Origin of the sequence: Brevibacterium sediminis, assembly GCF_024895295.1 — a bacterium.
In the GTDB taxonomy this organism is placed as follows: domain Bacteria; phylum Actinomycetota; class Actinomycetes; order Actinomycetales; family Brevibacteriaceae; genus Brevibacterium; species Brevibacterium sediminis.
This window is the reverse complement of record NZ_JAHQRN010000001.1, coordinates 561,474-578,308: the sequence shown is the minus strand read 5'-3', so window position 1 is coordinate 578,308 and position 16,835 is coordinate 561,474. Positions and strand designations below refer to the sequence as shown.

Below are 16,835 nucleotides of genomic sequence, written 5' to 3'. Positions count from 1 at the left end.
ACATTCGGACACAGCGGATTGTCTAAAATCCGTAACATTATTGCGCTGACAGCTGACGATTGCCTGACTCGGCCGGGCGCGCCGCGAGCGGCACTCAAGCCCGGCGGGGACCGCCTCGGCGAACCTCGATGAGACCGACGATACCGGCGAGGACGACGATGACGGCGATCGCGACGAACGCCCCCATCATCCCCCAATGCCAATTGCTCACCGCGGTGATCGAGAACGCCAGCGCGGTCATGATCGCCAGCCCCATCGAAGTGCCGATGCGCTGCCCGGTCTGGAGCACTCCTCCCGAGGACCCGGCGTACCTCAGGGGGACCTCCTGCAGGGTGAGAGTCTGATTGGGGCTGATGACCATGCCCTGCGCGGTGCCGATGAACGCCAGGGTCAGCAGCATCCACCACTCGCTGCCGATGCCCTGGGACAGCAGCGCGACGACGGCGATCGTGGCCACCAGACCGACGAGGCACAGCGCGATCCCCCAGACAACGAGGCGGCGCCCGATCTGGAAGACGAACCGTCCGGACACATCGGCTGAGACCGCCGAGCACAGTGCGGCCGGCAGACCGATCATTCCCGCGGCCAGGGCTGTGTGTCCCAGCCCCTGCTGCATGTACATGGCGACGAGGACCCAGACGCTGGTGACGCCGAGGAAGTAGAGGGCGATGATGATCGAACCGTTGCTGAAGCTGCGGATGCGGAAGAGATCGAGATCGACCATCGGGGGACGGCCCAGACGCGCGTATCGACGCTCCCACCGGGCCCACACCCAGATCATGCCGATGCCGATCGGCAGGGACAGCCAGATGAACCAGCCCAGCGATGATTCGACGAAGGGCAGAAGGATCAGGAGGACGCCGACGCCGAGGAGGATGACCCCCACGGGGTCGAGATCCTTCCCGCTATCGGAGTTCTTCGCATCCTGGTCGACGGCGGGTCGCCATGCTCCGGCAGGCAGCCAGGCCCGGGCGAGGATGAGCGAGGCGATGGCGAAGGGGACATTGACCAGGAAGGTCGCTCTCCAGCCGAGGTCGCTGCCGAAGAGTGCGATGAGGGCACCGCCGAGCACAGGGCCGATGGCCACCGACAAACCGACGGTGGTGCCCATCAGCCCGAATGCACGACCGCGCGGCGGCCCCTGGAAGTACTGCTGCAGCAGGCCCACGACCTGCGGATTGAGGAATCCGGAGCCCAACCCCATTGTCACTCGGGAGATGTTGAGCGTCAGCGGATCAGGGGCGATTCCGGCCACGAGCGAGGACAGTCCGAACAGACCGACTCCGATGACGAACAGCTGTCCGCGTCCGAAGACGTCTCCGGCACGTCCGGCGGCGACGAGGACCACGCCGAAGGACAGCGCATAACCGGTGAGCACCCATTGCAGCGCCGAAGTGGAGGCGTCGATATCAGCAGCGATCGAGGGCAGGACGACGTTGATGCTGGACACCGACAGCAGGGACATGAAGAGGGGAACGAGGCCGATGAGGAGGATGCGCTTCTGCGTCTGCGTCATCTTCGTGCTCTCGCTCACGCGGCCCCCTCAGCTATTCGTCGTCTCTGCCTCGTCTCATCCTACGTTCATGCAATTCGGCTCGGCCCCGCGTCTCAGCATTATCCGGCAGGAGCCCAGCCCAGCGCCGGCGCAACGTGCTGGGCAAAGGACTCGAGGATATGCAGGTTGTAGTCGACGCCGAGCTGACTGGGGATGGTGAGCATGAGGGTATCAGCTGCCGCGATCGCCGCGTCGGCCTTGAGCTCTTCGATCAGCTTGTCCGGTTCGCCCGCGTAGGTACGGCCGAACGTCGACCGTGTGTCGTCGATGATGCCGATCTGATCCCCTTGGCCCGCCCCTCGCCGACCGAAGTAGAGGTCGTCGAGGTCGGTGGTGATCGGGAAGATGCTGCGGCTGACGGACACTCGTGGAGTCCATCCGTGCCCCGCGGCGCTCCATGCCTGACGATACCTGGCGATCTGCTCGGCCTGCAGGTCTCCGAATGCGGCGCCTGTCGCCTCGGTGAGCAGAGTCGAACTCATCAGGTTCACACCCTGCTGTGCAGCCCATTCGGCGGTGGAGGCGGACCCGGCTCCCCACCAGATGCGGCGTTCAAGGCCAGGGGAATGCGGTTCGATGCGCAGACGCTTCCCCGAACCGAACTGCTGCGGATCGGCCGGGGCAAGTTCCTCGCCGCGGACGGCCCGGAGGAACCGATCGAACTTCTCTCTGGCCATGTTCGCGGCCTTCGGCTCGGTGAGATCCTCGTAGCCGAAGGCCTCCCATCCGCGCAGGGCGGGCTCCGGGGACCCGCGACTGATGCCCAACGCCACTCGCTGGTCGGAAAGCAGATCGAGGGCGGCGGCCTCCTCGGCGAGGTAGAGCGGGTTCTCATATCTCATGTCGATGACCCCGGTGCCGACCTCGATGTTGCTGGTCTTCGCGGCGATCGTCGCCAGCAGCGGAATGGGAGAGGCCGCCTGGGTCGCGAAATGGTGGACTCGGAAGTAGGCGCCGTTGACGCCGAGCTCGTCGGCACCGACGGAGATCTCCACCGCATCGCGCAGCATCCGCCCGGCGTCGAGGTCGCCGCCAAGGTCGTAGTGACCGAAACTGAGGAATCCGAAAGACTTCATGCCAGATGAACCCGCCGCGTGCAGAGCCTATTCCCCAGCCACGTCGACGACCCCGAGCGCGGTGTCGGGCAACGACGAAGGCCCCGTCCTAACGGACGGGGCCTTGGCTGCTCCCCCGGCTGGGCTCGAACCAGCGACCCTTCGATTAACAGTCGAATGCTCTGCCAACTGAGCTACGGAGGAATGCCGCAGTTTCCTGCGGACGTGTCTTCCAGCTTAGCAAATCCCCCGGCCGGCGAACAAAACCGTGACGAGTGCTTTAGCTCACAGCGTTGAGGGTGCTTCGGCCACAGCGCTGAGGGTTTCCCCACCTGTCGCCGCAGGGTTGCCTTACAGTCAGGACAAACACAGTCTGCGGCCATCTTCGCCGCCGCGCCGCGCGATAGACTCGAAGCGATCCGCTCCCCACATCCACACCGTCTACACCGGAAGACTCATCGTGACCATAGTGGCAATCGCCCTCGCCGTCATCGCGGCCGTGGCACTGGCCTATGGCGCCTTGTATCAGCACGATGCGGTCGCCGGGCAGGATGACTCCCACAACGGCCTGAGCTGGGCCCATTTCACCGAGTTGCTGCGCAATCGTCGGTGGCTGCTCGGACTGATCATCCTCGGAGTGGGAACGGCGGGCAATTTCGTGGCCCTGGCGCTGGCTCCGGTGATGGTCGTGCAGCCGATCGGAGCGTTCTCACTCATCGTCTCGGTGCTGCTCGGCGTCCGCCACCGTGGGCTCAAGGTCAACAGGCGACTCGTCCAGTCAGTCGTCTGGTGTACCGCCGGGGTGACGCTCTTCGTCGCGCTATCGGCGACGACGGCACAATCGGAGGTCCACCTCGGAGCCGATGCGATGCCGCTGTTCTGGATCACTGCCGTTGCCGTGGCGGTCGGCCTGGTGATCGTGGTGGTCTTCCGCCACGCCCCTCAGCTCGTGCTCATCATCGCCGCCGGCCTGCTGTTCGCCTGTGTGGCGACGAACGCTCACCTGGTCAGCGTCCAGTTCCTCCAGGCCGGACTCGACCAGGTCACCTGGATCAACGTCGCGGCGCTGCTGGCGGCAGTTGCCCTGGGGTCCCTGTTCGTCCAGAATTCCTATGCCGCTGGCCCGCCGGAGATGGTCATCGCCGGCCTGACCGTCATCGACCCGATCGGTGCCGTGATCCTCGGCACCGTCGTCCTCGGCGAGGCGGCCCACTCCCCCGTCTGGCTCATCATCCTCATCTCTCTCACCGGATTGGTCGCCTGCGCAGCCGTCGTTGTATTGTCGCGGTATCATCCCGATGTCAGAGATCGAGAAGCTCAGCGCAGGAACGCCCGCCGTTCCGACACCATGACCGACACCGAGGAGAGCTGAATCCTGTCTGCGCACCGTCCCACCCCGAAACGCCGCATCCTCATCCCGGCGGAGACGTACGCCCCCGAAGTCAATGGTGCCGCGAAGTTCGCCGAGCGCTTGGCCGAAGGTCTCGCCGCTCGCGGGAATGATGTCCACGTGGCCTGCCCCTCGGCCACGGGCAAACCCTCGGTCAGTGTCGAGAACGGGGTCACCGTCCACCGCCTCACCGCTCACAGGTGGCCCCTGCACCCGACGTGGATGATCTGCATGCCGTGGGAGACGAAGCCCGAGCTCTCGCGACTCCTCGACAGCGTCCGCCCCGATGTCGTGCATACTCAGGCGCATTTCGTCATCGGCCGCTATGCCTTCTCCGAATCGATCAGGCGCGGAATCCCTGTCGTGGCCACGAACCACTTCATGCCCGACAACGTCCGCCCCTATCTCAAAGCTCCGAAGGCCGTTCTCGACGGCGGCACCGCCATCGCCTGGTGGGATCTGCGCCGGAAGTTCCAGTCCGCCGATTTCATCACGGTTCCGACGCAGCTGGCCGCCGATCTGCTCACCGAGAACGGGTTCTCCTCGCCCATCAGGGCGGTGTCCTGCGGGATCGACCTGGAACGCTTCGCTCATCTGCGCGAACTCGACTGCGCCGCGTCGCGGGCCGTTCCCCCGCGTGTTCTCTTCGTCGGCCGACTCTCCTCGGAGAAGCACGCCGCCGACATCGTCGAGGCCGTGGCGAAGACCGATCCAGCGCTGGGGCTCGAAGCCGATATCGTCGGCGGTGGTGACCAGGAGGAGCCGCTGAAGCAGCTGGCTGTCGAACTCGGCATCGCCGATCGTGTGCATGTGCTCGGGAAGATCAGTGACAAGGCGCTCATGGAGGCCTACCAGCGCTGCACCTTCTTCTGCATGCCCTCGACCGCTGAGCTGCAGTCCATCGCTACGCTGGAGGCGCTGGCGTCGCGCAAACCCGTGGTCCTCGCCGATGCGGTGGCTCTGCCGCACCTCGTCCGCGACGAAGTCAACGGGTACCTGTTCCCGCCGCGCGACACAGATGCGCTGGCTGACCGGTTCACCCGTATCTGCCGGATGCCCGATGATGAACTCGATGCCATGTCGAAGGCGTCGCTCGACGTCGTGGCCAAACACGATATCGAATACACTCTCGACACGTTCGAAGCGATCTATGACGGAGTCATCGGAGACGCCGTCGACTCGTCAGCAGCCTGATGAAGAAGCGGCCTGACGAGGCGCCGGCATGAGCGGATTCGGCCCTAGGAACCCGCAGGCGGGATGAAGACCGTCGGCGTCGTGGACATCCGGGCGAAATCGATGCCGCTGACCATATCGTCGACGGATCTCCACGGGCCACCGTCTCCGGCGAATCCCAGCGACTGCTGCATCCAGGCGAAGAGGTCCTCGTTGGTCCATCCGAGGCCGCGCAGCTGCTGATAAGTCACCGCTCCATCACGTTTGGCCAACCGCTGACCGCCCTCGTTGAGCACCAGCGGAACATGCACCCAGCCCGGTTCGGCCAGACCAAGCAGCCGAGCCAGGTACGCCTGCCTGGGTGCCGAAGAAGCGAGATCGTCCCCGCGCAGGATCTCGTCGATTCCGGTCGCTGCATCATCGACGACGACGGTGAGATTGTAGGCGAAGACACCGTCACCTCGCCGCAGCACGAGATCGTCGACGACCGCCTCCACCCGGCCGAGCAGCACATCGTCGATGCTGTGAACTCGATTGTCCGCGCGCAGACGCAGCGCCGGCCGCCGGTCGTTCGCTTCGAGCCTCAGCCGGGCGGACTCGCGCTCCTCTTCCCCGAGGCGGCGACAGGTCCCCGGGTAGGCTCCGGGTGGTGCGTGCGGTGCACTGGGGGCCTGAGCGATGTCTTTGCGTGAGCAATAGCATTCGTAGACGAGTCCGTCCGCCTCCAGCCTCGCAAGCGCAGCGGCGTATTCGGCAGTGCGTTCGGATTGGACCAGCGGCGCCTCGTCCGGGACGACGCCGAGATCGGCGAAGACCTGAAGCTGTGAGGCGGCCGCGCCGACCTTCACCCGATCGAGGTCTTCGATCCGCCACAGGAACCGCCGGCCCGTCTGCCGGGCACGCACATAGCTGAGCAGCCCGGAGCGGATATTGCCGATGTGGAGGTCACCGCTCGGGCTCGGAGCGAAACGGCCGGCCCCGCCGCCTCGAGGTCTCTCCGTCACTGATGGGCCACGAGATCGCCGTACTGCGGGAACCGCTCGAGGTAGTCCTGCACGTACGAACAGGTCGGCACGATGGTCGACTCGTCGGCCCGAATGAGGTCGAGCACCCGAGTGACGAGGGTACGGGCGAAGCCTCGTCGGGAGAAGCCTTCGGAGATGATTGTGTGCTGGAGTTCCAGGGTGTGGTCATCGATGACCTGGTAGGCGAGGAACCCGATGAACTCTCCCGGTGTCTCATCGGTGAACAGCTCGTACCGTTCGCGGTCGATGTTCTTCACCACTCGAACCGGTGTAGGGCTGAGTTGAGGCTGTGGCATTGATGCACTCCTTCATGGCCGACTCCTATGTGAACGATACATGGTCGAACGAGGGCCCGGTCGCTGTCGACCGGGCCCTGTTCGCGACTGCAGAGTCAGTCGACGATCTTCGAGGTCAGGCCGTCGGCCTCGGTGTCGGCGGTGGTCTTGCGCTGGAGTCGGGACTCGAGCCAGCGGGCAAACCCGGCGACGATCATGTTGATGATGATGAACAGTGCCGCACCGACGATGAACGTCGGCAGCAGGTTGTTGTACTCACGGCCGATGAGGTTCACCTGGTAGAGCAGGTCCTGATACGTGACGATGAAGCCCAGGGCCGAATCCTTCAGGAGCACGACGATCTGGGCGATGATCGTCGGCATCATCGCTCGCAGCGCCTGCGGCATGAGCACCAGGCTCATCACCTGTCCCGAGCGCAGCCCGATCGCCATGGCCGCTTCACGCTGCCCGGTGGGGACGGCGAGGATGCCTGCGCGGATGATCTCGGCCAGCACCATTCCGTTGTAGAGGGTCAGGCCGAAGACGACCGACCAGAAGGCTCCGATCTCGTTGCCGAAGAGGAGGAACATCGCGAAGATGAGCAGCAGCACGGGCACGCCGCGGAAGAATTCGAGGACGATCGTTCCGGGAACCGAGATGACTTTCTTGTGTGAGAGCCGCAGGAGGGCGAAGACCACTCCGACCACCAAGGCAAGGACCGATGCCACGACCGCGACTTTGAGGGTCGCGAGCATGCCTTGGAGAAGGACGGTCTGAATCTGCGCGAAGGTGAAGGGGTACCACTTCTCGGGTTCAAGCTGACCGGCGTCGGCGAATTTCCAGATCACAAACGCCACGAGAGCCAACAGCACGATCAGCGACACGATCGAGAGGATGATGTTGTTCCGGCGGGACTTCGGCCCCGGTTCGTCGAACAGCACTTGAGTGGGTGCGCTCATCGCAGAATCACCAGCTTCTTCTCCAGGTAGTCGAAGACACGGCCGAGCAGCAGAGCCAGGATCAGATAGGCCAATGCGGTGCCGAACAGAATCGGGATGACGAGGTCACCGCGGATTTCGATGGCATTGCGCATCGCGGAGATCAGCTCTCGGTTGTTGAACGCCGAAGCGATCGAGGTGTTCTTGAGCATCGCGATGATCACACTGCCCAGGGGCGGGATGACCGTTCGGAAGGCCTGAGGCAGAACCACTTCGCTTAAGGTCTGTCCGAAACTCAGGCCTACTGCGCGGGCGGCTTCGGCCTGTCCGACGGGAATCGTCGAGATTCCCGACTTCAGCGTCTCCGCAACGAAGCACGCGGTGTAGGCGATGAGAGCGATCGTGGCGTAGACGAAGGAGTTGAAAGAACTCGTCGACCCGAATCGGATGTCGAGGAACGGCAGTCCGAATGCACAGAAGAACATCACGAGCGTCAGCGGAGTGTTCCGGACGACGTTGATGTACGTCGATGCGGCGATGCGCAGCACCGGGGTCGGTGAGACACGCATGGCGGCGAGTACCGTACCGAGGATCATCGATCCGATCAGGGCGACGGTGAAGAGTCTGATCGTTCCCCACGCGCCGGAGAGGAACATCTGGAGAAGCTCCAGGAAATCCATGGCAGATTCCTTAATCGATGCGAGGGCACCGCACGGTGCCCTCGCATCATGTCAATCTGTGGACTGGGTCAGTAGCGGTCGACCTTGGGCATGTCGACACCATCGGTGGATCCGAGTGTGTATTCGAATGCCTTCTTCCAATCGCCGTCGTCCATGCCCTTCTCCAGAGCATCGTTGACCGCGTCCCGCAGAGCCTTGTCGTCCTTGGGCAGTCCGACACCGTAGGGCTCCTCGGTGAAGGGCTTGCCGACGACTTTGAATTCGCCTTCGTACTGCTTGGCATAGCCGCGCAGGATCGCGTCATCGGTGGTCACCGCGTCGACGGATCCCGACTGCAGGTCGGTGACGCACTTCGAGTAGGCATCGTAGGTAACGAGTTCGGCCTTCTTGTACTTGTCCTTGATGTTCTGTGCCGGAGTCGAACCGTCGACGGAGCAGACCTTCTTGCCGTCGAGGTCCTCAGGGCCGGCGATATCGGAGTCCTCGGCCACGAGCAGATCCTGACCGGCGACGTAGTACGGCCCGGCGAAGTCGACGACCTTCTTGCGCTCGTCGTTGATCGTGTAGGTGGCGACGACCATGTCGACGTTGCCCTGCTGCAGGAACGGCTCACGGTTGGCCGAGACGGTCTCCGTGTACTTGATCTGGTCGGGCTTGAATCCGAGCTGTGCGGCGACCATCTTCGCGATCTCGATATCGAAGCCCTCGGGCGTCTTCGATCCGGCCGAGACGTTTCCGAGACCCGGCTGATCGTACTTCACGCCGATGGTGATCTCGCCGGCGTCCTTCGCCGCCTTCCACGTCTTCGAGTCGGCGATGTCCGCGCTCTCGTTGACCGTGTATTCGGGTGCTTCTGCCTTGGCTCCGTCGCCGTCGGCAGGTGCGTCCGGGGTTCCGCCCTGGCCGCAGCCGCTGAGTGCCAGCATTCCGATGGCCACCGAGGCGACCGCCAGTCTGAGCTTCTTCATGGTCTCTCCTTGTGAGTGAGGTGGTGCTGATTGAAAGCGGTGGTGTCAGTTGGTGAGGATCTTCGATAGGAAGTCTTTGGCTCGGGCGCTCTGGGGGTTCGTGAAGAACTCCTCGGGTTCGGAGACTTCGACGATCTCCCCGTCGGCCATGAACACCACGCGATGGGCGGCTTTGCGGGCGAAGCCCATCTCGTGTGTGACCACGACCATGGTCATTCCCTCCTCGGCGAGTCCGACCATGACGTCGAGGACTTCGTTGATCATCTCCGGGTCCAACGCCGAGGTGGGCTCGTCGAAGAGCATCACCTTCGGCTTCATCGCCAGAGACCGGGCAATCGCAACACGCTGCTGCTGACCACCGGAGAGCTGAGCCGGATATTTGTCGGCCTGGTGGGCGACGCCGACGCGTTCGAGCAGCGCCATCGCCTGCTTGTCCGCCTCGGACTTCGGGATCTTGCGTACCTTGATCGGTCCCAGAGTGACGTTCTCAAGGATCGTCTTGTGGGCGAAGAGGTTGAAGGCCTGGAACACCATGCCGACGTCGGAGCGCAGCTGAGCCAGGGCAGCGCCTTCGGCGGGCAGTTCCCTGCCATCGATCGTGATGCTGCCGGAGGTGATGGTCTCCAGCCGATTGATCGTCCGGCACAGGGTCGATTTGCCCGAGCCGGAGGGGCCGATGACGACGACGACCTCGCGTTCGGCGATATCGAGGTTGACGTTCTTCAGCGCATGGAAGTCGCCGTAGTGCTTCTCGACATTGCTCAAGGACACCAGTGGTGGTGATTCAGCTCTCATATGTTGTGATCCTAGTGAATATGGGCGCGCAGAAGAACGGCACGCCCCGGGCAGACAGAACTGCAACCGACTTGTGACCTCGAGCACTCGTCCGGCTGCAGTTCCTGCCTGGATGTGCCCGTCGCCCTCAGGCGTCGGCCGTGTGAGCGAGCTTCTCGCCCTCTCTGCGCAGCTCGATCTTGCGGATCTTGCCCGATACGGTCATCGGAAACGACTCACGGACTTCGACATAGCGAGGGATCTTGAAATGAGCGAGTCTGCCGGAGCAGAACTCACGGACCTCGTCGGCGGTGAGCGAGTCGAATCCGTCCTTGAGGATCACCCACGCCATGAGCTCCTCGCCGTACTTCTCATCGGAGACGCCGACGACCTGGACGTCGCGGATCGCGGGATGATGGTAGAGGAATTCCTCGACCTCGCGCGGATAGATGTTCTCGCCTCCGCGGATGACCATGTCCTTGATCCGTCCGGAGATGTCGACGTACCCATCGTCGTCCATGATGGCCAGGTCGCCGGTGTGGATCCAGCGAGCCGCATCGATGGTTTCGGCCGTCTTGTCCGGCTGATTCCAGTAGCCGAGCATGACAGCGTATCCGCGAGTGCAGAATTCGCCCTTCTGGCCGCGCGGAACGGTCTGTCCGGTGACGGGGTCGACGATCTTGATCTCCAGGTGGGGCATGACTCGGCCGACCGTCTCGGTGCGCTTCTCCAGTGAGTCATCCACTCGCGTCATCATCGACACCGGCGCGGTCTCCGTCATGCCGTAGCAGATGGCGACTTCGGACATGTTCATATCGTCGATGACTCGACGCATCGTATTGACCGGGCAGGGCGAACCGGCCATGACGCCGGTGCGCAGCGAGGAGAAGTCGAATTCCGCGAACTGCGGATGCTCGAGTTCCGCGATGAACATCGTCGGCACTCCGTAGAGCGAGGTGGCCTGCTCTTCGGTGACCGCCCGCATCGTCGCCACCGGGTCGAAGGCGGGAGCCGGAAGCACGATCGCCGCGCCATGGCTGAGTGCGGCCAGGTTGCCGATGACCATGCCGAAGCAGTGGTAGTACGGCACGGGAACGACCACGGTGTCGGCGGGGGTGTACGAGAGCATCTCGCCGATGAAGAAGCCGTTGTTGAGGATGTTGTGGTGGCTGAGCGTCACGCCCTTGGGGAATCCGGTCGTTCCGGACGTGTATTGGATGTTGATCGGATCATCGGCCGAGAGGTCGTCGATGAGCTGCTGCAGCCGCACCGCGTATTTCGCCCCTTCGTCGTCGAGCATCTCACGACCCTGCTCGATGAGGTGGGCGAAGGATTCGCGCTCGCCCACCGTGACACCGCCGATGAGGTCTTCGGCGACCGTGTCGAGGAAGACGAGGTCGAGGCCGGGGATCTTGGCGGCCACCTCGGTGGCGATCGCGTGGAAGTCCGAGTGCGGAGGCGCGACGATCTGCGAGATCATCAGGCTCATTCCGGACTGTTCGACGACGAACTCGAGTTCGTGGCTGCGATAGGCGGGGTTGACGTTGACGAGGATCGCCCCGATCTTCGCCGTGGCGTACTGGACGAGCGCCCATTCGCCGACGTTCTGCGCCCAGATGCCGACGCGGTCGCCCTTCTTCACCCCACGTTCGATCAGCCCGACGGCCAGTGCGTCGGTGTCGCGGTCGAATTCGGCGTACGTCCACCTCCGGCTCGAATGCCGATCGACCAACGCCAGCGCTTCGGGATTCTCGGCTGCGGTGCGTTTGATGTGCTCGGCGATGGTGATCCCGAGCAGCGGTTGCGTCGAAGTTCCCGACGAGTAAGACAATTCGGACACTGCGGTGTGCTCCCTTGCATGCCAATTTTCACTGTGACTGATTGCACACTATTCCGTCACGGTCCCGCATGCAAAAACTGACGAGGAATTCAGCGCCCTCACCTGCGGTTTCGGGGTCGACCTGCCCCATGGGAGCGGAATGGGCGACGGTTCCGTTCTCGACCAGAACCAGGGAGTCGGCCAAGGCGGTGACATCGTCGACGTCATGAGTGACGAGCAGTGCGCTGCGACCCTTGAGCAGACGGGCCAGCACTTGCCGTGTCTCGACTGCCACATCCACGTCGAGGGCGGCGAGAGGCTCGTCGAGCAGCAGCAGCTTCGGCTCGACGACGAGAGCACGAGCCAGGGCGATGCGGGCGGCCTGCCCGCCGGAGACGGCGTCCGGTCTGCGGTTCGCGCATTGACCCACGCCGAGGCGGTCGAGCATCGCCTGCGCGCGTTCATGTGCGGCGCCGCGAGACGCGCCCAAAGCCCGCAATCCGAAGCTGACGTTCTCGATGACGTTGAGGTGCGGGAACAGGAGCGGGTTCTGCGCGAGATGGACGATGCCGCGATCGTGGACGGGTGGCCACAGGCCCGCGGCGATATCGAACACCGTGTCCTCCCCAATGCGGAGTCGTCCGGAGTCGGGCACGAGGGCTCCGGTGAGGACCTGGAACAAGGTGGATTTTCCGGCGCCGTTGCGACCGATGATCGCGGTGGTTCCCGGCCGCGAGGCACTGAGATCCAGTGCGATTCCACGGGCGCTGAGTCGGATTTCGGCACTGATGCCCTGCCCGGGGTCAGCGGATTGCGCGTCTGTGCTCTCCGCTCCCCCACGTTCGGGTACATCCGTCGGGGAGCGCGGGTCCGCCTCGGCGGGGGCGGCAGCCGGGACCGTGTCGGCGGGAGTGGGTGTCGGGGAACTGCGCGGGGACTTCAGGCGGGGAGCGTGCGGGGACCGGTAGGCGAGGATGATGATGAGCACGGCGATGGCGAGGAGCAGGAGCGAGAGGCCGATGGCTGCCTGCGGGTCGGATTCGCGCACGAGATAGATCTGCAGCGGCATCGTCCTGGTGACGCCGGACAGCGACCCGGCGAAGGTCAGCGTCGCCCCGAACTCGCCGAGCGAGCGAGCGAAGCACAGCACGGCACCCGTGATGATCCCGTGTCGGAGCAGCGGCAGGGTGACGGTGAAGAAGACGCGATTGGGTTTCGCGCCGAGCTCGGCGGCGGTGAGCTCATAGCGGCGGCCGAGCCCAGCGGTGGCGGTCTCGACAGACATGACCATGAACGGCAGGGACACGAAGACCTGCGCCATGATCACCGCCGAGGTGGTGTAGGCGAGGCTGAGTCCCGCCGCTTCGAGTCCTCCGCCGAGGATGGCCGACCGCCCCCAGGTGTAGAGCAGTGCGAGTCCGCTGACCACCGGTGGCAGCACGAGGGGCAGCAGGATGAGGGTGCGGACGATGCGCTGGCCGGGGAACGTTCGGGTGGCGAGCAGGTACCCGAGGGGAAAGCCGATGAGGACGCTGATGAGGGCCGAGGTCACCGAGGTCAGCAGGGACAGCTTCATCGCCAGTCGGGATTCCTCGGCCGTGATCACGGCGAGCAGACCCTGCGGTTCAACCCGGGTGAGCAGGCCGATGATCGGCAGGAGCAGGAAGACGATGCCGATGACGGCGGGCAGCCACAGCCAGCCCGGGATGAGCGGATCCGATCTGAGCCGCCTCTCTCGGCGGGGCGGGGACGTCTCCGGTGAGTTCGGGGAGGGCGCGGGCATTGTCAGCCTGCGGCGAAACCGGCGTCGCGCAGCAGCTTCTGGGCTGTGTCGGAGCCGAGGAACTTCACGAAGGCATCGGCTTGGTCCTGGTTCTCGCTGGCCTTGACGGTGGCGGCCGGGTACTTGTTGATGACCTTGTCTGCGCCGTCGAGATCGACCTGTTCGACCTTGCCGTCGCCACGGGCGATATCAGTGACGTAGACGATTCCCGCATCGGCCTGTCCGGCGCCCACCTTGCCGAGGACATCGGTGACCGAGTTCTCTTCGCTGACCGGATCGAGTTCGACGTCATTGGTCTCGGCCCACTTCTCCGTCGCGGCTCCGCAAGGCACCTGAGGCGCGCAGACGACGAGGTCGTTGCCGGAGAAGTCCTTGGAGCTCTTGATCGCCTTCGGATTGCCGTCGGCCACGGCCAGGGTGAGCGTGTTCGAAGCGAACATCTCAGGCTCGCCGGCGAGCAGGTCATCGTTCTCCAGCGTGTCCATGGTCTTCTCATCAGCGGTGGCGATGACGTCGGCGGGGGCGCCTTCGGAGATCTGGGAGACCAGGTCGGACGATCCGGCGAAGGAGAATTTCACATCGGGTGCGTTCGGGTCGGCGGCCTTGAATTCATCGGCGATGTCTTCGAAGACTTCGGTGAGCGAAGCGGCGGCGAAGACGGTGATCTCTTCCGGTTGGTCCGCTTCGGCCCCCGTGTCGGGTCCGGAGGAGCAGGCGGTCAGGGTCAGGGCTGCGACGGTGCAGAGCCCCAGCAGGGTTTTCTTCATACCCCCATTGAACCCGCAGATGCGGTTTCCTGTCGACTTCAGTTCCGATTATGAGACTCGGATAATTTGCGCAGCACGGAAGAGTCGGCTGCCCCTCACGAACCCGGGACGGTGTCGATCGACACCATCGTCGCCTTCACCGAGGCGGTCGCGAGGCTTCCCGGTTCGAGCTCGAGTTCGCGACAGGCTTCGGCCGACATCAGCGATACCACGCGGAAGGGACCGCACTGCATGCTGACCTGGGCCATCACTCCGTCGATGTTGACGTCTGTGACGAGTCCGGCGAAGCGGTTGCGCGAGGAGCTCACGACGCCGCTGGGATCGGGCAGAGCCCCGGGCGATGATTGGGCGAGAGCGGCGAGCTCACTGCCTTCGACGACCGCCCGGTTCGACGCGTCTTTGTGTTGGGAGAGGCGACCATCGGCGACCCACCGGCGAACCGTGTCATCGCTGACTCCGAGGAAGCGTGCCGCATCGCTGATGCGCAGTCGTGTCATTCGAGGGCTCCTACCCATTCGTCCGTGCCATCGCTGAAGTGCTGGTGTTTCCAGATCGCGACCCGGGCCTTGACCTCGTCGATGAGCTCGGAGCAGGCGCGGAAGGAATCCTGCCGGTGAGCGGAGGCGACGACCGCGGCCAGGGCCACGTCGCCGATCTCGAGGTCACCGACGCGGTGGACGACGGAGAGCCTGACCGCGGGATGACGGGCAGCGACGTCTGCCGCCACCTCGGCGATCTGTGTTGAGGCCAGGGGGTGGGATTCATAGTGCAGTCGGCTCACTCCACGGCCTTCATCGTGGTCGCGAATGACACCGGAGAAGCTGACGGCGGCACCACAGGCGTCGGTGAGGACCTCGGGTTCGAGCTCCTGGGTCGAAATCGGGGTCTCGACGACTCCTGTGGTCACGACGGTTCCGGTGCTCATGACTCTCGTGTCCAATCGCCGCTCTTTCCTCCGGTCTTCTCGATGACCTTGATGTCGCCGATCACGGCTCGACTGTCGACGGCTTTGATCATGTCGAAGATCGTCAGCGCCGCCGTGGTCACAGCCGTCAGCGCTTCCATTTCGACGCCGGTCTTCGACACGGTCTTGACCGCGGCGGTGATGGCCACCGCATCCTCGCGGAGTTCGAACTCCACATCGATTCCCGTCAGCGGCAGCGGATGGCACAGCGGGATGAGGTCGCTGGTGCGCTTGGCGCCCATCACGGCCGCGATGCGGGCCACGGGCAGGGCATCGCCCTTGGGCAGGCCCGCCTCGGCGATGAGGTCGATGACCTCGGACCGAGTGGTGATGAGGCCGGACGCGACGGCCCGGCGCTTCGTGACGTCTTTGTCGCCGACATCGACCATCTGGGCGGTCCCCGATGCGTCGACGTGGCTGAGTTTCATGCGATCTTCCACGTCATCAGCCTATCTCCCACAGCTGAGAACGGATCGCCTGTGCCCGCCTCCTCGGGTGAGACGAAGACGAGATGGCTGGCTTCGGCATAGCTGTGCAGCAGGTGGGATCGGGAGTCACCGACGAACTCGAGGCCTGCCTCAGTCAGTCTGGCGCGGCGGACCTGCAGCTTTCCGGCTGGAGGGGCTTCGTCGAATCCGTGGGCCAGTCGGTGGTGGGCGACTTCCCGGGGTGCTTCATGATCGGCCAGCCCGAGCAGGGCGGGGCGGATGAAGAGCTCGAAGCTGATGAGTGTGCTCACCGGGTTGCCGGGCAGTGCCACCCACGCGTGATCGGCCAGGCGTCCGCAGCCCTGCGGTCCCCCCGGCTGCATGGCGATCGGTTCGAAGGTCATCGACGAGTCCGCATCGAGGTCGGCGGCGAGTTTGACGACTTCGTGCGCTCCCTTCGAGATGCCGCCGGTCGAGATGACCAGCTGAGCGTCGCTGTCGCGGACTCGGTCGAGCAGCTGCTGCGGGTCGTCGGGGACGAACGCGACCTCGGTGTCGACACCGAGGCGGCGGAGCCCGGAGCTGAGCGTCACGGAATTCGCGTCGTTGATCCCGGCGGCCGCCTCGGCGGCGATCTCATCACCCGTGCTCACGACGAGGACACGCGGCAGGCCGAGCACGGGCAGTTCGTTCACTCCACACGCGGCGGCCACGCCGAGGTGAGCGGGCGTCAGCATGGTGCCCGCGCTCAACACGGTCTGACCGGCGCTCACGTCGGAGCCGCGGGGGCGGACGAATGCTCCCGGGCGCGGTTCCGCATGAGCGTCGAGGGTGATGGATTCGGCACCGAAGCGTCCCGGCGAGGTGTCTTCGATCTTGACGACCATATCGGTTCCCTGCGGCAGCGGTGCCCCGGTCATGATCTCCACCGCGGTGCCCGGCTGGACTGTCTCACCACGGGACCCCGCTGCGACGCGACCGCATACGAGAATCGGGCGTTGCCGCATCTCCTCCACGGTGGCCGCGGCCAGGGCGTAGCCGTCCATGCTCGAGTTGTCGAAGCCGGGCACATCGATCGGCGATTCCACATCGGCGGTCAGTCGCCTCGGCGCTTCCAGCAGTGAACTCAGCGGCAGGCTCACCGGACCGGTCAGCGGCGATATGATCTCGGATATGCGCTCACGATGCATCTTCGCAGTAGTCATGGGACGATGATATCGACACGCTGTTCAAGGAGGATG

The 16,835-nt window shown here is 64.5% G+C and carries 17 protein-coding genes and 1 tRNA gene; 2 read left to right on the top strand and 16 right to left on the bottom strand.

Translation table 11 applies throughout. The features are described 5' to 3' along the window. Nucleotides 1-94: 94 nt before the first annotated feature. From KTJ89_RS02670 to KTJ89_RS02660, 3 genes are all read right to left on the bottom strand, one after another. Complete coding sequence (locus KTJ89_RS02670; protein WP_374990248.1) at nt 95-1,516, bottom strand: MFS transporter; 1,422 nt, start codon at nt 1,514-1,516, stop codon at nt 95-97. 98 nt (nt 1,517-1,614) lie between these two features. Next, complete coding sequence (locus tag KTJ89_RS02665) at nt 1,615-2,631, bottom strand: LLM class flavin-dependent oxidoreductase (RefSeq protein WP_172169344.1); 1,017 nt, start codon at nt 2,629-2,631, stop codon at nt 1,615-1,617. 110 nt (nt 2,632-2,741) lie between these two features. Next, a tRNA-Asn gene (locus tag KTJ89_RS02660) sits at nt 2,742-2,814 on the bottom strand. A 256-nt stretch (nt 2,815-3,070) separates the two neighbouring features. On the opposite strand from KTJ89_RS02660, the gene KTJ89_RS02655 reads away from it, so the two are divergent. Both KTJ89_RS02655 and KTJ89_RS02650 read left to right on the top strand, forming a co-directional pair. After that, a complete protein-coding gene (locus KTJ89_RS02655; RefSeq protein ID WP_259356748.1) occupies nt 3,071-3,982 on the top strand; it encodes a DMT family transporter in 912 nt (303 codons plus the stop codon). Next, nucleotides 3,983-5,194 carry a glycosyltransferase gene (locus KTJ89_RS02650; RefSeq protein WP_310650273.1) on the top strand — a complete coding sequence of 404 codons (1,212 nt, stop codon included), beginning with the start codon at nt 3,983-3,985 and terminating at the stop codon, nt 5,192-5,194. A 44-nt stretch (nt 5,195-5,238) separates the two neighbouring features. Here the strand turns inward: KTJ89_RS02650 and gluQRS are convergent, their stop codons facing one another. The 13 genes from gluQRS to KTJ89_RS02585 form a co-directional block, all read right to left on the bottom strand. After that, the gene (gene gluQRS, locus KTJ89_RS02645; RefSeq protein WP_259356747.1) at nt 5,239-6,177 is read right to left on the bottom strand and encodes a tRNA glutamyl-Q(34) synthetase GluQRS; all 939 of its coding nucleotides are present in this window, start codon (nt 6,175-6,177) and stop codon (nt 5,239-5,241) included. Then, nucleotides 6,174-6,494: a GNAT family N-acetyltransferase gene (locus KTJ89_RS02640; RefSeq protein ID WP_172169338.1), complete on the bottom strand. Its 321-nt coding sequence runs from the start codon at nt 6,492-6,494 to the stop codon at nt 6,174-6,176. The genes gluQRS and KTJ89_RS02640 overlap by 4 nt, the downstream gene beginning before the upstream one ends. Before the next feature lie 95 nt (nt 6,495-6,589). After that, nucleotides 6,590-7,432: an amino acid ABC transporter permease gene (locus KTJ89_RS02635; RefSeq protein ID WP_139907983.1), complete on the bottom strand. Its 843-nt coding sequence runs from the start codon at nt 7,430-7,432 to the stop codon at nt 6,590-6,592. After that, complete coding sequence (locus KTJ89_RS02630) at nt 7,429-8,091, bottom strand: amino acid ABC transporter permease (protein ID WP_092014068.1); 663 nt, start codon at nt 8,089-8,091, stop codon at nt 7,429-7,431. Before KTJ89_RS02630 ends, KTJ89_RS02635 begins: the two co-directional genes overlap by 4 nt. Before the next feature lie 68 nt (nt 8,092-8,159). Then, complete coding sequence (locus KTJ89_RS02625; RefSeq protein ID WP_139467106.1) at nt 8,160-9,059, bottom strand: glutamate ABC transporter substrate-binding protein; 900 nt, start codon at nt 9,057-9,059, stop codon at nt 8,160-8,162. A 45-nt stretch (nt 9,060-9,104) separates the two neighbouring features. Beyond that, complete coding sequence (locus tag KTJ89_RS02620) at nt 9,105-9,854, bottom strand: amino acid ABC transporter ATP-binding protein (RefSeq protein WP_374990246.1); 750 nt, start codon at nt 9,852-9,854, stop codon at nt 9,105-9,107. Between the two features lie 127 nt (nt 9,855-9,981). Then, nucleotides 9,982-11,673: an AMP-binding protein gene (locus KTJ89_RS02615; protein ID WP_259356746.1), complete on the bottom strand. Its 1,692-nt coding sequence runs from the start codon at nt 11,671-11,673 to the stop codon at nt 9,982-9,984. Nucleotides 11,674-11,701: 28 nt separating this feature from the next. After that, nucleotides 11,702-13,435, bottom strand: coding sequence for an ABC transporter permease (locus KTJ89_RS02610; RefSeq protein ID WP_259356745.1), 1,734 nt, complete (start codon nt 13,433-13,435; stop codon nt 11,702-11,704). Nucleotides 13,436-13,437: 2 nt separating this feature from the next. Further along, a complete protein-coding gene (modA, locus tag KTJ89_RS02605; protein ID WP_259356744.1) occupies nt 13,438-14,202 on the bottom strand; it encodes a molybdate ABC transporter substrate-binding protein in 765 nt (254 codons plus the stop codon). A gap of 95 nt (nt 14,203-14,297) precedes the next feature. Next, entirely contained in the window at nt 14,298-14,699 is a 402-nt protein-coding gene (locus KTJ89_RS02600; RefSeq protein ID WP_259356743.1) for a TOBE domain-containing protein, read from the bottom strand. Then, the gene (locus KTJ89_RS02595; protein WP_259356742.1) at nt 14,696-15,127 is read right to left on the bottom strand and encodes a molybdenum cofactor biosynthesis protein MoaE; all 432 of its coding nucleotides are present in this window, start codon (nt 15,125-15,127) and stop codon (nt 14,696-14,698) included. The genes KTJ89_RS02600 and KTJ89_RS02595 overlap by 4 nt, the downstream gene beginning before the upstream one ends. Further along, nucleotides 15,124-15,594 (bottom strand): cyclic pyranopterin monophosphate synthase MoaC, encoded by a 471-nt coding sequence (gene moaC, locus KTJ89_RS02590; protein ID WP_172170255.1) that lies wholly within the window; start codon nt 15,592-15,594, stop codon nt 15,124-15,126. The genes KTJ89_RS02595 and moaC overlap by 4 nt, the downstream gene beginning before the upstream one ends. After that, the gene (locus tag KTJ89_RS02585) at nt 15,591-16,799 is read right to left on the bottom strand and encodes a molybdopterin molybdotransferase MoeA (protein WP_259356741.1); all 1,209 of its coding nucleotides are present in this window, start codon (nt 16,797-16,799) and stop codon (nt 15,591-15,593) included. Before KTJ89_RS02585 ends, moaC begins: the two co-directional genes overlap by 4 nt. Nucleotides 16,800-16,835: the final 36 nt, after the last annotated feature.

Excerpts from the sequence above, each read along its gene's own strand:
- KTJ89_RS02670 (WP_374990248.1), bottom strand. The coding sequence starts at position 1,516 with ATGACGCAGACGCAGAAGCGCATCCTCCTCATCGGCCTCGTTCCCCTC.
- KTJ89_RS02665 (WP_172169344.1), bottom strand. The coding sequence starts at position 2,631 with ATGAAGTCTTTCGGATTCCTCAGTTTCGGTCACTACGACCTTGGCGGC.
- KTJ89_RS02640 (WP_172169338.1), bottom strand. The coding sequence starts at position 6,494 with ATGCCACAGCCTCAACTCAGCCCTACACCGGTTCGAGTGGTGAAGAAC.
- KTJ89_RS02635 (WP_139907983.1), bottom strand. The coding sequence starts at position 7,432 with ATGAGCGCACCCACTCAAGTGCTGTTCGACGAACCGGGGCCGAAGTCC.
- KTJ89_RS02630 (WP_092014068.1), bottom strand. The coding sequence starts at position 8,091 with ATGGATTTCCTGGAGCTTCTCCAGATGTTCCTCTCCGGCGCGTGGGGA.
- KTJ89_RS02625 (WP_139467106.1), bottom strand. The coding sequence starts at position 9,059 with ATGAAGAAGCTCAGACTGGCGGTCGCCTCGGTGGCCATCGGAATGCTG.
- KTJ89_RS02620 (WP_374990246.1), bottom strand. The coding sequence starts at position 9,854 with ATGAGAGCTGAATCACCACCACTGGTGTCCTTGAGCAATGTCGAGAAG.
- KTJ89_RS02610 (WP_259356745.1), bottom strand. The coding sequence starts at position 13,435 with ATGCCCGCGCCCTCCCCGAACTCACCGGAGACGTCCCCGCCCCGCCGA.
- modA (WP_259356744.1), bottom strand. The coding sequence starts at position 14,202 with ATGAAGAAAACCCTGCTGGGGCTCTGCACCGTCGCAGCCCTGACCCTG.
- KTJ89_RS02600 (WP_259356743.1), bottom strand. The coding sequence starts at position 14,699 with ATGACACGACTGCGCATCAGCGATGCGGCACGCTTCCTCGGAGTCAGC.
- KTJ89_RS02595 (WP_259356742.1), bottom strand. The coding sequence starts at position 15,127 with ATGAGCACCGGAACCGTCGTGACCACAGGAGTCGTCGAGACCCCGATT.
- moaC (WP_172170255.1), bottom strand. The coding sequence starts at position 15,594 with ATGAAACTCAGCCACGTCGACGCATCGGGGACCGCCCAGATGGTCGAT.
- KTJ89_RS02585 (WP_259356741.1), bottom strand. The coding sequence starts at position 16,799 with ATGACTACTGCGAAGATGCATCGTGAGCGCATATCCGAGATCATATCG.